This window comes from Flavobacterium sp., from assembly GCF_027533505.1.
Lineage (GTDB): Bacteria > Bacteroidota > Bacteroidia > Flavobacteriales > Flavobacteriaceae > Flavobacterium.
This window is the reverse complement of record NZ_JAPZUB010000011.1, coordinates 30,936-44,206: the sequence shown is the minus strand read 5'-3', so window position 1 is coordinate 44,206 and position 13,271 is coordinate 30,936. Positions and strand designations below refer to the sequence as shown.

Here is a 13,271-nt window from a genome sequence, read left to right as displayed (position 1 = left end):
TGCCTTAGACCGAAAGGGTGGCGCCAATTGTCAACAAAGTGAGTGTTTTTCCCGCGGCTGCAAATGCCTTTTTGGCGGCTTCATGATCGATTTCAATGTAGCCAAATGTGTCATAATGATAGCCTAATACCTGAGCACACTGGACAAAGTCGGCCGCGATTACCGCATCATGCATATCCATCGTAAAATTATCGCCTATAGGGAGCACTGCCAAATCCAATGGGGTGCGCATCGGAATCAATTTCATGTCATAAGTCAACGCCGTGTCGCCCGCAATATAGATATTCTTTTCCCCTTCCAATACAAAGCCACCCGGTTGTCCGCCGTAACTACCGTCGGGAAACGAACTCGTATGAATGGCATTGACATAGCGCAACGTGCCGAAATCAAATCGCCAACTTCCTCCGTGATTCATCGGGTGGTACGGCAATCCTTTAGCGCCATAGTGGGAAGCAATTTCGTAATTGGAAATAATCGTGGCTCCTGTATTTTTAGCAATGGCTTCGGCATCCAAAATATGATCTTGGTGTGCATGCGTCAACAAAATATAGTCGGCTTTGAGTTGCAGAATATCAATATGTGCCGCATTGGGATTCCCAGTAATAAAGGGATCAACTAAAAGCGTTTTTCCCTGCGTTGCAATTGAAATACAGGCGTGTCCGTAAAATGTAATTTCCATAATGTGTGTTTTGTGTTTTATTCAAATAATGTGGAAAGCAGGTACAAGGTTTCGTCGGAGAAAAAGAAAATAAGTTGCAACGCCATCACTACACTTATAAAAAAGGTACTCAAGGCGACCTTTTTTAACTCCGGATCCAATAATCGGGGTTCTGTGTTTTGACGCACCCGTTTTAAATGAAAAATTAGCGGCAAGTAAAACACCACAAAGAAATAATTATCAATATTCAAGTGGTGTGGATTAACATCATATTCCATATCAAACCAATAGGCAAAGGCTAAAAACAAAACCATGGCTGAAACAATCAAAAACTGATGGTACTTTTTCCCCCATGCCCCACCTTTTTTGACAATCAACGTATTTTTTCCAACTTTACGATCAGAGACTTCGTCGCGCATATTGTTCAAATTCAAAACCGCTACACTTAAAAACCCAATTGCGGTGGCTGGTAAAAATAATACAGGGTCCAATTCTTTTAATATCATAAAAGAAATACCAACCGTACTGACCCATCCGAAGAATACAAAAACAAAAATATCGCCCAAGCCGCGGTATCCGTAAGGATTTTTACCCACCGTGTAACGAATGGCAGAAGCTATGGCCAATATTCCAAGAACAAAAAAGATAAGGGAGTACAAAAAATTCTTAACCCCAAAAGCTTTGTAAATCAATAGAATGGCCGAAACCAACGTGAGAAATGCCGTCACAAAAATAGCGTAACGCATGGCACCCGGCGTAATTGCCCCGCTTTGGATGGCGCGTTGTGGTCCGACACGATCCGCGTTGTCTGTACCTTTCACCCCATCGCCATAATCATTGGCAAAATTGGACAATACCTGCAATCCCACTGTGGTCGTGAGTGCTAGAATAACAATTTTCCAGTTGAATCGGGACTGGGACATCGCAAAAAAACTTCCGACTAAAATACCCGAAATGGAAAGCGGTAAAGTGCGAACCCGAGCGGCTTCAATCCATTGTTTCATAAACCCATTTTTTACTTACATCCAATTGTGATTTTGGCTTTCTAAACCATAAAGCCAACGATTGACATACTGTTTTAACGTGTCAAAGTTAGCTAAATAAAAGCTGATATTTCCCGCTGCGGTGTGCAAAGTTACTGACCCAATATTCAAATTTTTATGCCAAAACAACTGTGCGGTAGTAATCGCCTGGATTTTGTCGGTTTCTAAAATGTCAATTGCTATATCCCATGCGCCCGAGCGGCGATGTATGTACTGATCACCCACATACAATGTATAATTTTTGTATGAAAAATAATGGTACCCCGATAGTAAAACAGTATAGACTGCCAGCACTCCAAAAAACAAACGATTTGAAATCTCTTCTAAATAAGGTTTGAAACAAATGGCTGCCACAAGGGGAAGAAATACTGTGAGAAACAGATTAAAAACCAAACGTCGCCAGTTGGCTTTCATTACCAAACCCAAAGGCGGTTGATGTCCGTAGATCAATTCTAAAATCGCATCTTTTTCGCGGGCATTACACCCTGGGACTTCAATTCGGTCTTTTTGTTGATTTTTTTCATCGCTGATGGCTTGACGAATTTTCATTTCAAGCACATTCAATTTTTTTTGAAAATAATTTTGAGAGACCATCACCGATTGTACACGCGAAGGACGCATCACCGTATTTTTTGTATTGATCAAACCAAAGGAGAGCAATAACGAACCCTGCTGTTGTTGCATGGTATAGTTAAAATAGCGAAGTACTGTTCGCCCTAAATTGATCAAAAAAACAATAGTAAAAAGGCTAGCAATTCCGAATACTATCGAATAGATTACCGATTGATACAGCCAATCTTGTTCCGCTATTTTCTCCTCAAGCCAAGCTTCTTCTCCTATTTCGTGTAATTTCCCCCAAATCGAAAAAAAGAAGGTTAGAATTAACCCCACACTTTTGACATAATTGGACGTGATTCCAATTTTAATCAGACTAATAAAATGGATCTTAAGAAAGGGTTTTGGCGCACTAATTTCTGGCTGATCTTCAAACGTTGCTTCTGGCGTTGCGGCCGTTTGATTTTCAATTAATGCTTTTTTTAAGGCCAATGCCACTTCCCGAGAAACCGCTTTGATTTGGGCTTCATGACGGTCAGCACCTGCAGTGTCTACTTGAATTCCATACACACCTATCAAGCGTTGTAAAAGATTTTGCGTAAGATTAACTTGCTGAATTTTTGAAAGTTGAATTACGGTTTTTGTTTTCGTCAAAATACCATCATAGACAATAAACTCCCCCAAAGCGCGATCAATGTGAAAGGTAAAATGGATAAACCGCAAGTAGGCAATGCAAGCCACCAACAAAAAAGTACCCATCAAAAGCATGAATAAAATAAAGGCACTAAGGGTTCCTCCTTTCAATACAATGATTAAAATGATTGGCGCTATGGCGCGTAGTATTTTTTGTAATGAATCGAGAAATAGAAGAAGTACCCCTACTTTGGATTGCTGCTGGGGTTCTTGAAACTGAAAATCCATCACAGTTCTTTTTGAATTTTACCCATCAACAATTGCTTAATCCGCTCGGCATCTTCTTTCAAAATTCCGGGAATTTTAATATCGCCCCCATGCACGCCGGCCGTATAAATTTCGACTTGTGCCAGCCCAAAATTTCGCGACAAAAACCCTTCGTGTAAGGCCACGTGTTGCACACGGTTGTAGGGAATGATTTTGGTGTTGGTCGCAATGATTCCGTATTGAAAAAGCACATCATGTTCCCGAAAGGCGTACGCTTTTTTTCGATAACTAAAGTACATCATAACCGCAATCAATCCGAGAACTATGATACTCCCGCCCCAAAAAACAAGCGCTTCCATTGATGAAAAATCATCGGCTTTAGCATACACAAAACAAGCCAAAAGTAGAAGGAGCACATCAAAACCTAAAGCTTGTAGCGCAACAACTTTTTCATACGAAACATGCAACGGATGCAGCGGAACGTGCTCAAACTGTGGGAGCTGCTCAATGGTCAAAGGTTCATTGGTAAATTCCATACAACATATTTTATAATCGGTATCCCAATCCAAAAGTTAACAAATGACCGTTGACATTATTCTCTATCGGTAGATAGGTATACCCCATTCGCATTTGCACCTCCGAAAAAAGAATCCATTCCCAACCCGCTTGCAACGTCAGCGTATGAAAACTTTTGGATTGCTCTATGGTAGAACCCGGCGTAAAAACGGGATCAAACGGATCGTTTAATTGCAAACTAGAACGCGGAATTTCGGACTTGATTTTGAAAAGGGCAACGCCAATATGGGCATACGGACGAAACTTGGTACTCAATTTAAACGAGGCTCCAACAGTTGGATTTAGCATTACCATATCGTTGACGGCCCATCGCGTAAAGGTTCGATCGGCATCACGACCCGATAAAAAATGCAAATCAATGGCCGAACGAAAATCAACACCTTGTGTTTGTGCAAAAACATAAGAAACATCCAAACCCAAAACGCCATTGTAGCTCGCACTAAATACATTTTCATTCCGAATATTCCCTACATAATGCAACCCAACGCGCCACGGTTTTTCAAGGGCTTTCATTTCCTCTTGGGCATGCAAAACACCCACCATAAGAAACAGACTATACTTTAAATAACGCAACATAATTCTCTGATTTTAAGGTAACCATTTTTTTTCGAAATTCGGTTTTCGCTTTTCCAAGAAAGCATCTCTACCCTCTTTTGCTTCGTCGGTCATGTAGGCCAAACGGGTCGCTTCTCCAGCAAAAACTTGTTGCCCCACCATGCCGTCGTCGGTAAGATTCATCGCGAATTTTAGCATTTTGATGGCTGTAGGCGATTTGGCCAAAATTTCTTGTGCCCATTCATAAGCCGTTTGTTCTAAGTCTTCATGCGGAACAACAGCATTGACCATTCCCATCTCAAAAGCTTCTTGCGCAGAATAATTTCGACCCAAGAAAAAGATTTCTCGCGCCTTCTTTTGACCTACCATTTTTGCGAGATACGCCGAACCATAGCCCCCGTCAAAACTGGTTACATCGGCATCGGTTTGTTTGAAAATCGCATGTTCTTTACTGGCCAATGTCATATCACATACCACATGCAAACTATGTCCTCCTCCCACAGCCCAACCGGGAACCACGGCGATGACAACTTTGGGCATGAACCGAATCAAACGCTGCACATCTAAAATATTCAACCGATGGTACCCATCGTCACCCACATAGCCTTGATGGCCGCGCGACTTTTGATCACCTCCTGAGCAAAACGACCAGATTCCGTCTTTGGTAGAGGGCCCTTCGGCTGACAAAAGTACAACACCAATCGAGGTATCTTCTTGGGCATCATGAAACGCTTCCAATAATTCTGCCGTAGTTTTTGGACGAAAAGCATTGCGGACGTTGGGACGATTGAAAGCTATTCGGGCAACTCCATTGTATTTTTTATACGTAATATCTTCAAATTCACGTACCGTTTTCCAAGCGATGGCACTCATAATTCTTCTGTATTTTTAGTTTACTTTTTTTATTTACCAAAGCGTAAAAATACACTTATTCTCGAGAAAAGTGCGCTAAATCAAATCCTAAATTTGGTTAAATTCACCGAATTGACACCGAAGAAATACCACGATTTTTTTAACCCTTTTTCGCTTTCCAATACAGGATTTCTATATTTTTGTAGTATAAAAAGCCCTGAACCCTAAAGTTGCATCGTATGACCCGTTTTTTTTCTACCAAAAACGCTTACACCACTACCCTTCTTTGGGTATTGGTGGTATCAATGTTAGCACTTCTCTATTTGACGTATCGCGAAGGAGAAACGCCTTTAATGGCAGCTGTTGTAATTGGATTGACTGTTGGTTTTATTGTTTGGGTCTTGTTGGATACCCGTTATGTGTTGCGCCAAAACTTTTTGTTCTATCGTTCGGGTCCAATACGAGGACGGATTCCGGTAGGGGCTATAAAATCTATTAAAAAACACAAAGGATTGTTTGTTCCTGTGACGTTGAAACCGGCGTTAGATATCCAAGGATTCATCATTACGTACAATCAATTTGATGATATTTTTGTGTCGCCACAACACGCGGATACGTTTCTGCAAGAACTGAAAAAAATCAATCCAACGATAGAGCTATTATAGTGCTAGATTTCACATGAGCTACATTCAAAAATGTAGAATCTATCGCTTACTCCACTCCTTATTTTAAAAAAATCCCTTGCGCCTCAATAGCAATACGGCGGTCTTTATAGAGTTGACCAATGGCTTTCTTGAAGGTCTTCTTGCTCATTTTCAGTACGGTTTTGATATCCTCAGGATGCGAATTGTCATGCAATCCCAAAAAACCACGATTCGCATGAAGTTCGGCAAGAATTTTTTGCACTGCGGCTTCAATTAACGACTCCCCCATCGGTTGAAAAACAATATCTACTTTCCCGTCGGGACGTACCTGTTTCACGTAAGCCGTGTAGGTCTTTCCGAAACGTAATGTTTCATCAAAAACCTGATTTTGAAACGCTAACCCGCGGTATTGATGCTCGATGATCACATTGACACCAGCCTCCGAAAAATGGGTAATCATCACACTCACTTTTTGTCCCGGCTCTAGTTGAACATCAGTTTCTTTTACAAAACGATGAATACGACTCGAAGCTACCAATCGATTGGTTTTTTCATCCAAAAAAACATATACCAAATAGCGTTTGCCTGTTTCCATCGGTTGGGCTTGTTCACGAAACGGAACAAATACATCTTTTTCCAGTCCCCAATCCAAAAATGCACCGTATGCATTGATGTAATTCACCTTTAAATGGGCAAACTGGTTTACCTGTACATACGGTTTCAGTGTAGTTGCTACGGGCCGTTCCATGTGGTCTAAGTAGACAAATACTTCCAGCATTTCCCCCACGGTATACACTTTAGGTTGATACTTTCTGGGCAATAATACGTCTGAAATGCCGTCTGTTAAAAATAAGCCGACGGTGGTTTCGCGGGCAATGGTCAATGAATTGGTCTTTCCGATTTGCATGAGGTGTGGTTTTTATTTTTAAACCAGAGATTTAAAAAAGGTACGTAAATAATGATCGTTTTGTTGTGTTGGAGTAAATATCTCCAGTAATTGTGGCCGCTCTCGTTCTCCAAAAATAGTAGCCATAGCGATTTCAAGCGATGGTTCGGAGGAAGCTGAATGGTAATCCAATCCATACATGGCTGCCAAATGTTGCGCTGAAAAACAATGGGATGTTTCAAAAAACGTGTTGAATGTTGGCGTTTCTTCATGCCCCGGGAGAATTCTGAAAATACCCCCACCTCCATTATTGATTACAATTAAAGTAAATGTTTTGGGAATGTATGCATTCCACAAAGCATTGCTATCGTACAAAAAGCTGATATCTCCTGTGATTAATGTGGTAGGAACCCCACTCGCGACCGCCGCGCCAATGGCTGTCGAGGTACTTCCATCAATCCCACTTGTCCCTCGATTGCAAAAAACTTCAACACTGGAATCGGTAGCAAACAATTGGGCATAGCGGATGGCCGAACTGTTACTGACTTGCAAATGGGTATGTGGAGGAATTTTAGGGAGCAGTTTTTCAAAAACTTTTAAATCACAAAAAGGAAGATCGGCTAGATACGCTATTGCTTTGAGTCGTCTATGATTTCGTAGGGTTAAAAAAGTATCCCGATACGAACTTGTTACCGCTTGGGTTTGGGGTAAAAAAGCACTTAACCATCGGCTAGGTGTAGTTTTAAAATGATGGGTCAAACACCCATACGTGTCATACGCCCGAAGTGGATCTATATGCCAATGAGCTTGAGGAGTATGGTTTCGCAACAAAGCTTTGATCCGTTTTGACACGACCATACCGCCAAATGTGAGCAGAATTTCGGGTTGAAAAGCCTCAATGTCTTTTGGATCAAAAGGAGTAATCAGGGTGTCAATCGAATCAATACAATCCGGATGATGCAAATTGGAAGTCGATTCGGTCATCACCAATACGGAAGGATCGCACATCAATTGTTGCCATAATTCGGCAGCGATGGAGTGAGGCGCATGGACACCAACCAGAACCAATTTGCGTTGGGCCTTATTCCATTGCACTACAAAAGGGGTATACGATTCTTCATGCACCGCAACATCTTTCTTTTCCACTGGAGGCGAACTCACCGTAATAGTGAGCTCAGGAACCGTTTCGTACAAGGGTTCTTCAAAAGGAACATTCAAATGTACCGGTCCGCTTTGAGCCATGGAGGCTTCGAGGGCTTCATAGATCAGTAGCTCATTTTCCACAGAAGCCATTTCGGTCAAATTGGCATTGTAAACGGTATGCTGTGAGAGCACATTAGACTGACGAATGGTTTGTCCATCACCGATGTCAATTTTGGATGCCGGTCGGTCGGCGGAAACGACAATTAGAGGAATTTGACTGTAAAATGCTTCGGCTACAGCGGGATAATAATTGAGTACGGCCGACCCCGAAGTACAGACGACGGCTACGGGCTTTTGTAATTGTTGCGCCAATCCAAGGGCAAAAAAAGCGGCCGATCGCTCATCCGCAATGCTGTAACATGTAAAAAAGGATTGTAATGTAAATCCGAGCGTGAGCGGTGCATTCCGCGACCCCGGTGAAATGACAATATGTTGAATCCCCTGCTGCCGGAATATTTCTATAACCGATTGTGCCAAAGGAATTTTTGGATAAACCATGATACTTCGTAATGGAGCACAAAGGTACGAAGCGTTTGAGGAATGGGAAACCTTTTTGAGAAAATTATAACGGACGTTTGTGTTTAAAAGGTATCTGAAAAAAACAGAAAGAAGAGAAATAAGAATCCGGTGAGGTATAACATTCGGCGCAATTGCATGCAGCGATCGCGATGGGTTTTTGAACATTGAAAAATAAAATAGTAGCCCAAGGTTAGTCCCAGAACCAAGCCAAAAGTCAGTAAAGCTGGCCCTAGGAACCTCCCTTGATCTTGCATACATGGAATAAAAAATCCTGTTATGCCTTGTTCGATAAGGAGCATTATCAAAGTCATACCGTGCAAAACTAGGGGATGAAAAGGAGTTGCGGTAGCGTAGAAATACCTGTTTTAAATTTGTATTTTTGGGCATGGAAACTACGATTCGACCCTATACTCCTAACGACTTGGAGGCACTTCTAGAAACAATAAACTACAACATCTTGAATGCCACAGCATTGTATGATTACAATCCGCGGACGGCAGCGCAGCAAGTCCAACTTTTTGAGGATAAATTGCATAAAGGGTTTCCTATTTTTGTGGCTACCCAGGGAAAAACCGTAGTTGGTTTTGGGTATTATGGCGAATTTCGATTTCGAGAAGCGTATCGATTTACCGTAGAGCATTCTGTCTACACGCATCCCGATTGGCAGGGAAAAGGAATCGGCAAAGCGTTACTGACTGCGTTAATCAATTCGGCGAGAGCAAACGGATTTCACACCATGATAGGTGTCATTGATGCTGAAAATACAGGAAGCATCGCTTTTCATGAACGGATGGGATTTGAAGTGAAAGGCATCCTCAAAGAAACCGGATTTAAATTTGATCGTTGGCTTCATAGCGTTTTTGTACAATTACTTTTAAACTAAACAACCAAAAACATGAACTATCCCCTACCTTTTCTTCTCAAAATTAGTTCCTTTTCACTGCAAAGCATAATTTTGTTTTGTGGATATTATTGGGGAATTGAAGTTTGTTTTACCCTAAGTTACCTACTCACGATCATATACAGCGTGGCTTTCTTTGTGGTACCGCTTTGGTTCCCAACTACACCCGATCGTAATACTTTTGTGGTCCCTAGACAAACACACCATTCGATTCTTTCTTTGAGTTTGGTAGCAGGCATTGCCTTATTGATTTTTACAGGATTGGGATTGCATTTTTTTGAGCAAACGTATCAAGTGCAAACAATTACAGTGTTTTTTGCCATCATTTTAATGACCAACGCTTTTGAAAAACCCAACGAATCTTATCTCCGTTGGAAAAAAGACGGCTTATTGATTGTGGGGACAACTTTTTCCAACACTTTACCCCATGAAAGTATCTTGACGATTGAAGTAGATGGCGATTCGATCACCCTTCAAACAAAAGATGGCATTACACATCACATTGAAAATATCGATTGGGACACCGAAAAAATGGAATCCGCCAGAGCTTTTCTTGAAAAGAAAATGGGATAATACTATGGGGTACTTTCTTCTGGAGGTACAGGAGTATGGGCAACTTTAAAATCGACATAATAATTTGCCTTAAATGACAACACAAAAGTCACACTACAATTTCCAACGTTACGAAGAATAAGCGGTTGGTATCGAAAGGCACTGGGATCTAGGGCATTTTTGCAATGCAAATAGACGCGAACTTCAATATCGCCTTTGCGATTACGGTAGGGAATACATTGTTTGACATAATCGTTTGACGGTTTTAAAACGTTTTTTTGTTCTTCAAAAACACACTGAATTAATTCGCGTACATAATCAAATGCTGCTCCATTCAAATCATAAGGCGTATTGCGATCCATTTTTTTGGGCATATAAGTAAAAAGTGCATAATCGGGAAAGGGATGTAAGTCTACCTGCGAACGCAAAGCCGTTTTGTTTTGAAGCACATCCATGCGAAAATTTTGTGCTTCCCCAACAAATTCAAGCATCCCATTTTTGAAAACCGCTTTATCACCTGCTCCATTCATGTCTTTTCGACTAAAATGGAGGGTATCCGACTGAAGATAGGCTTTACCCTCAAATTTTTCATATTTTGTATGCCCGTGATCTTTGGCTTTAGAATTGTATTCAAAGGTGCTGTCCGAATACCATTTCAATTCATGGCGGTACTCCACGATGTTTCCCGATTCATGACGTGCAAGGAGCAACAGTTCTTTTTGGGGTGCAGCCACTTCTTTCGGTGGTTCTTTACATCCGAGACATAGCAGCACTAGCACCAAAAAGACTTGAACTCGCATAGCCATTAAAAAGAAACATTATTCGCCTGTGCCCAAAAAATAAACCCAAATAGCAAACACAAATAGAGTGCAGTGTAAAGGAGCTCATTCCTAAAAAAACGAAACTGACCCGACCGCTTGTAACGGCGATACCCTCGAACCACGTGAAACAATCGCAGCAGGATAAACCCTGTAATGAGGAGAATTAAATAAAACGGTAGTCGCATGGATTTAGTTCTAATTAGCGTTCGAGTATTTTGGCTACATCGGGTTTGAAATAGTTGGGTCCTTTCATGACTTTCCCATCTTCGCGGTAAACAGGTTTCCCATCAGCACCCAATTTACTCATGTTACTGCGCTGAATTTCCTCAAAAACAGCCTCAATTTTATGTTGCAACCCATGTTCAAGCAGGGTACCGCACAAGATATAAAGCATGTCGCCCAAAGCATCGGCGATTTCAGTCAGATCCTTGTTTTGCACGGCTTCCCAGTACTCTTCATTTTCCTCCTTCATTAAATTAAACCGAAGACGATGGGTTGATTCGCCTAGGTCGGCTGTTGGGGTGTCGCGAATTCCTAAACCAAAAGCTCGATGAAATTCAGCTACGGCTTCTAATTGTCGTTGCATAACTCATTTTTTTACTTCGACAAATTAAAAAGAATCCCATGGATTACCTACCTTTGTTGAAAACTATTTTTGCTATGTTTACAAAAGGACAATTGGTGTTTGCGATTTTATTTGTCATTGCTTTTGTCATTGCTATGGTTATTGCCTACCGAAAAGACAAAGCATTGCATCAACTTTTTTATAAAGGAAACTATAAGATTTTGATTGCCTTTTTTGCCTTTATTGCCCTTTTATTTGTTATAAAATTTGCAACAAAGCATTAAGAGTACCTCTTAATTTTCATACCTTTACCCACCTAAGCTGCGGTTATGAAGATTTTACGCTACTTATTTTCTATTGCCTTACTCTTTTTATTGGGCACTGCAGTTTTTGTTGCTACCCAAAAGCCATCCTATTCCGTTACCAAAAGTCTTTACATTAAAAACAAACGCTCCGTAGTGTTTGATTATGTTAATGATTTGCGCAATTGGGAAACCTTTGCCGCTTGGATTGTTGAACATCAAGGAACACAATTCAAATACCCCGAAAGTTCCTCTGGTAAAAATGCGCATGCAGCGTGGTCGGGAAGTCGGGAAGGAAATTTAAAAACGCTACTTTATAAAGACGCTGAATTATTACGGTATGTAAGCGATGAAAACGGTCAACGAACATACTATACCTGGCAATTCAAAGATACCTTAGGCGGTACGAAAGTTCAATTAATCGCTAAAGGCTCCTTGGACTTTAATTCAAAAATCAAAGCCTTTTTTCAAGGGGGTGTACAATCGGCTATGGGTAATTTGTATGAAAGAACTTTGGTTGGTTTAGAGAAAAGTATTTCGCGAGAGCTAAAGTCGTTTCAAGTAAAAGTAATGGGATTGGTCAATCAACCTCAAACGTTTTACTTAAAACAATTTGTGCGGTGTAAAGAGAAAAATCTCACCCGAAGCATTAAAACCGCTTTGCCTAAAATGCAATGGTTTTTCAAAAAAAATACACTTCAAGCAGCGGGAAAACCATTTATCATCTACCACAAATGGGACAAAGAAGCCCGTATTGTCGATTACTCAGTATGCATTCCCGTCAAAGATACCATTGCCATTGAAGAAGGTAGCGATATTGCCTTTGGGGTGCTTCCACCGTATAAAGCGTTACGGGTGCAACTGAAAGGCGATTACTCGCATTTGCAAAAGGCATGGAATAAAGGAATTCAATACATTAACACCAAAAAATGGGCGCGACTAACCCATTTGAATGTAACTGAACAATACCGAAAAAATGGGGAAGACACGCCCCATCCTTCGCAATGGATAACCGAAGTTTACCTACCCGTGTTCCCTACAACAACGCGTCAACCGCGAACTGTAATTAAAGATACCGTTTCTGCAATAGCGCCGACGGAACCTACCGCAAATTCAAATCCCACGCCTTAATAAAACTGTATTTAAACCTTTTGTTTTTTGAAAGGTCTAAATCAAAAAAAGTAGTTTGGAAGACGAAAAAGCTTTTATTCAGGAACTATTGCATCCGAAAACCCGAGAAGCGGCTTTTGGAAAACTGCTCCAATACTATCAAAAACCGCTGTATTATCACATTCGAAGTATTGTTTTGGACCATGATGATGCCGATGATGTGTTGCAAAACACCTTTATCAAAGTATATACCTATTTAAAAGATTTCAAAGGCGAAAGCAAGCTGTATTCGTGGATGTACCGTATTGCTACTAATGAGTCGCTTACTTTTTTACAACAAAAAAATAAACGCCAAGGTTTTACACATTCAGAATGGCAAGAAAATGCTTTGGCTAAATTAGAAACCGATGTTTATTTTGAAGGCGAAGCTTTTCAATTGCAACTCCAAAAAGCGATTGCGCGGTTGCCTGAAAAACAACAATTGGTTTTTAAAATGAAATACTTTCAGGAGTTAAAATACGAAGATATGTCGGAAATTCTCGGCACTTCCGTTGGGGCATTAAAAGCCTCTTACCATCATGCCGTAAAAAAAATTGAAGAATTTATTAAAACAAATTAAACCAATCAAC

The 13,271-nt window shown here is 40.9% G+C and carries 16 protein-coding genes; 6 read left to right on the top strand and 10 right to left on the bottom strand.

From position 1 onward, the window contains the following. Window positions 1–4: 4 nt before the first annotated feature. Genes O9316_RS03600 through O9316_RS03575 form a run of 6 tightly spaced genes read right to left on the bottom strand, consistent with a single transcriptional unit; the run spans window position 5 to window position 5,160 of the window. Complete coding sequence (locus tag O9316_RS03600) at window positions 5–679, bottom strand: metal-dependent hydrolase (RefSeq protein ID WP_298203658.1); 675 nt, start codon at window positions 677–679, stop codon at window positions 5–7. A gap of 17 nt (window positions 680–696) precedes the next feature. Beyond that, the gene (menA, locus tag O9316_RS03595) at window positions 697–1,662 is read right to left on the bottom strand and encodes a 1,4-dihydroxy-2-naphthoate octaprenyltransferase (RefSeq protein ID WP_298203657.1); all 966 of its coding nucleotides are present in this window, start codon (window positions 1,660–1,662) and stop codon (window positions 697–699) included. A gap of 15 nt (window positions 1,663–1,677) precedes the next feature. Next, on the bottom strand, window positions 1,678–3,177 hold the full coding sequence (locus O9316_RS03590; protein ID WP_298203656.1) for a PH domain-containing protein: 1,500 nt from the start codon (window positions 3,175–3,177) through the stop codon (window positions 1,678–1,680). Further along, window positions 3,177–3,692 carry a PH domain-containing protein gene (locus tag O9316_RS03585; RefSeq protein ID WP_298203655.1) on the bottom strand — a complete coding sequence of 172 codons (516 nt, stop codon included), beginning with the start codon at window positions 3,690–3,692 and terminating at the stop codon, window positions 3,177–3,179. The genes O9316_RS03590 and O9316_RS03585 overlap by 1 nt, the downstream gene beginning before the upstream one ends. A gap of 10 nt (window positions 3,693–3,702) precedes the next feature. Further along, window positions 3,703–4,308 carry an outer membrane beta-barrel protein gene (locus tag O9316_RS03580; RefSeq protein ID WP_298203654.1) on the bottom strand — a complete coding sequence of 202 codons (606 nt, stop codon included), beginning with the start codon at window positions 4,306–4,308 and terminating at the stop codon, window positions 3,703–3,705. A 12-nt stretch (window positions 4,309–4,320) separates the two neighbouring features. Then, on the bottom strand, window positions 4,321–5,160 hold the full coding sequence (locus tag O9316_RS03575) for a 1,4-dihydroxy-2-naphthoyl-CoA synthase (protein ID WP_298203653.1): 840 nt from the start codon (window positions 5,158–5,160) through the stop codon (window positions 4,321–4,323). A gap of 218 nt (window positions 5,161–5,378) precedes the next feature. Here O9316_RS03575 and O9316_RS03570 point away from each other — a divergent pair, with 218 nt between their 5' ends. Then, window positions 5,379–5,804 carry a PH domain-containing protein gene (locus O9316_RS03570; protein ID WP_298203652.1) on the top strand — a complete coding sequence of 142 codons (426 nt, stop codon included), beginning with the start codon at window positions 5,379–5,381 and terminating at the stop codon, window positions 5,802–5,804. Window positions 5,805–5,862: 58 nt separating this feature from the next. On the opposite strand, the gene O9316_RS03565 is transcribed toward O9316_RS03570, so the two are convergent. Together O9316_RS03565 and menD are read right to left on the bottom strand one after the other, a co-directional pair. After that, window positions 5,863–6,690 (bottom strand): S1-like domain-containing RNA-binding protein, encoded by an 828-nt coding sequence (locus O9316_RS03565; RefSeq protein ID WP_298203651.1) that lies wholly within the window; start codon window positions 6,688–6,690, stop codon window positions 5,863–5,865. An 18-nt stretch (window positions 6,691–6,708) separates the two neighbouring features. Next, window positions 6,709–8,370: a 2-succinyl-5-enolpyruvyl-6-hydroxy-3-cyclohexene-1-carboxylic-acid synthase gene (menD, locus tag O9316_RS03560; protein ID WP_298203650.1), complete on the bottom strand. Its 1,662-nt coding sequence runs from the start codon at window positions 8,368–8,370 to the stop codon at window positions 6,709–6,711. Window positions 8,371–8,776: 406 nt separating this feature from the next. Here menD and O9316_RS03555 point away from each other — a divergent pair, with 406 nt between their 5' ends. Further along, window positions 8,777–9,274: a GNAT family N-acetyltransferase gene (locus tag O9316_RS03555; RefSeq protein ID WP_298203649.1), complete on the top strand. Its 498-nt coding sequence runs from the start codon at window positions 8,777–8,779 to the stop codon at window positions 9,272–9,274. A gap of 12 nt (window positions 9,275–9,286) precedes the next feature. Beyond that, complete coding sequence (locus O9316_RS03550; protein ID WP_298203648.1) at window positions 9,287–9,865, top strand: hypothetical protein; 579 nt, start codon at window positions 9,287–9,289, stop codon at window positions 9,863–9,865. A gap of 2 nt (window positions 9,866–9,867) precedes the next feature. Here O9316_RS03550 and O9316_RS03545 read toward each other — a convergent pair whose 3' ends face one another. Both O9316_RS03545 and O9316_RS03540 read right to left on the bottom strand, forming a co-directional pair. Then, window positions 9,868–10,650: a hypothetical protein gene (locus O9316_RS03545; protein ID WP_298203647.1), complete on the bottom strand. Its 783-nt coding sequence runs from the start codon at window positions 10,648–10,650 to the stop codon at window positions 9,868–9,870. Between the two features lie 214 nt (window positions 10,651–10,864). Next, window positions 10,865–11,251: a nucleoside triphosphate pyrophosphohydrolase family protein gene (locus O9316_RS03540; RefSeq protein WP_298203646.1), complete on the bottom strand. Its 387-nt coding sequence runs from the start codon at window positions 11,249–11,251 to the stop codon at window positions 10,865–10,867. Between the two features lie 74 nt (window positions 11,252–11,325). On the opposite strand from O9316_RS03540, the gene O9316_RS03535 reads away from it, so the two are divergent. The 3 genes from O9316_RS03535 to O9316_RS03525 are packed head-to-tail and all read left to right on the top strand — an operon-like array spanning window position 11,326 to window position 13,261. Continuing rightward, window positions 11,326–11,514, top strand: coding sequence for a hypothetical protein (locus tag O9316_RS03535; protein WP_298203682.1), 189 nt, complete (start codon window positions 11,326–11,328; stop codon window positions 11,512–11,514). A gap of 45 nt (window positions 11,515–11,559) precedes the next feature. Then, window positions 11,560–12,663, top strand: coding sequence for a GyrI-like domain-containing protein (locus O9316_RS03530; RefSeq protein WP_298203645.1), 1,104 nt, complete (start codon window positions 11,560–11,562; stop codon window positions 12,661–12,663). Window positions 12,664–12,718: 55 nt separating this feature from the next. Further along, window positions 12,719–13,261: an RNA polymerase sigma factor gene (locus O9316_RS03525; protein ID WP_298203644.1), complete on the top strand. Its 543-nt coding sequence runs from the start codon at window positions 12,719–12,721 to the stop codon at window positions 13,259–13,261. The last annotated feature ends 10 nt before the right edge of the window (window positions 13,262–13,271 follow it).

Coding starts and splice junctions, on each gene's coding strand:
- O9316_RS03600 (WP_298203658.1), bottom strand. CDS start 679: ATGGAAATTACATTTTACGGACACGCCTGTATTTCAATTGCAACGCAG.
- menA (WP_298203657.1), bottom strand. CDS start 1,662: ATGAAACAATGGATTGAAGCCGCTCGGGTTCGCACTTTACCGCTTTCC.
- O9316_RS03590 (WP_298203656.1), bottom strand. CDS start 3,177: ATGGATTTTCAGTTTCAAGAACCCCAGCAGCAATCCAAAGTAGGGGTA.
- O9316_RS03585 (WP_298203655.1), bottom strand. CDS start 3,692: ATGGAATTTACCAATGAACCTTTGACCATTGAGCAGCTCCCACAGTTT.
- O9316_RS03580 (WP_298203654.1), bottom strand. CDS start 4,308: ATGTTGCGTTATTTAAAGTATAGTCTGTTTCTTATGGTGGGTGTTTTG.
- O9316_RS03575 (WP_298203653.1), bottom strand. CDS start 5,160: ATGAGTGCCATCGCTTGGAAAACGGTACGTGAATTTGAAGATATTACG.
- O9316_RS03570 (WP_298203652.1), top strand. CDS start 5,379: ATGACCCGTTTTTTTTCTACCAAAAACGCTTACACCACTACCCTTCTT.
- O9316_RS03565 (WP_298203651.1), bottom strand. CDS start 6,690: ATGCAAATCGGAAAGACCAATTCATTGACCATTGCCCGCGAAACCACC.
- menD (WP_298203650.1), bottom strand. CDS start 8,370: ATGGTTTATCCAAAAATTCCTTTGGCACAATCGGTTATAGAAATATTC.
- O9316_RS03555 (WP_298203649.1), top strand. CDS start 8,777: ATGGAAACTACGATTCGACCCTATACTCCTAACGACTTGGAGGCACTT.
- O9316_RS03550 (WP_298203648.1), top strand. CDS start 9,287: ATGAACTATCCCCTACCTTTTCTTCTCAAAATTAGTTCCTTTTCACTG.
- O9316_RS03545 (WP_298203647.1), bottom strand. CDS start 10,650: ATGGCTATGCGAGTTCAAGTCTTTTTGGTGCTAGTGCTGCTATGTCTC.
- O9316_RS03540 (WP_298203646.1), bottom strand. CDS start 11,251: ATGCAACGACAATTAGAAGCCGTAGCTGAATTTCATCGAGCTTTTGGT.
- O9316_RS03535 (WP_298203682.1), top strand. CDS start 11,326: ATGTTTACAAAAGGACAATTGGTGTTTGCGATTTTATTTGTCATTGCT.
- O9316_RS03530 (WP_298203645.1), top strand. CDS start 11,560: ATGAAGATTTTACGCTACTTATTTTCTATTGCCTTACTCTTTTTATTG.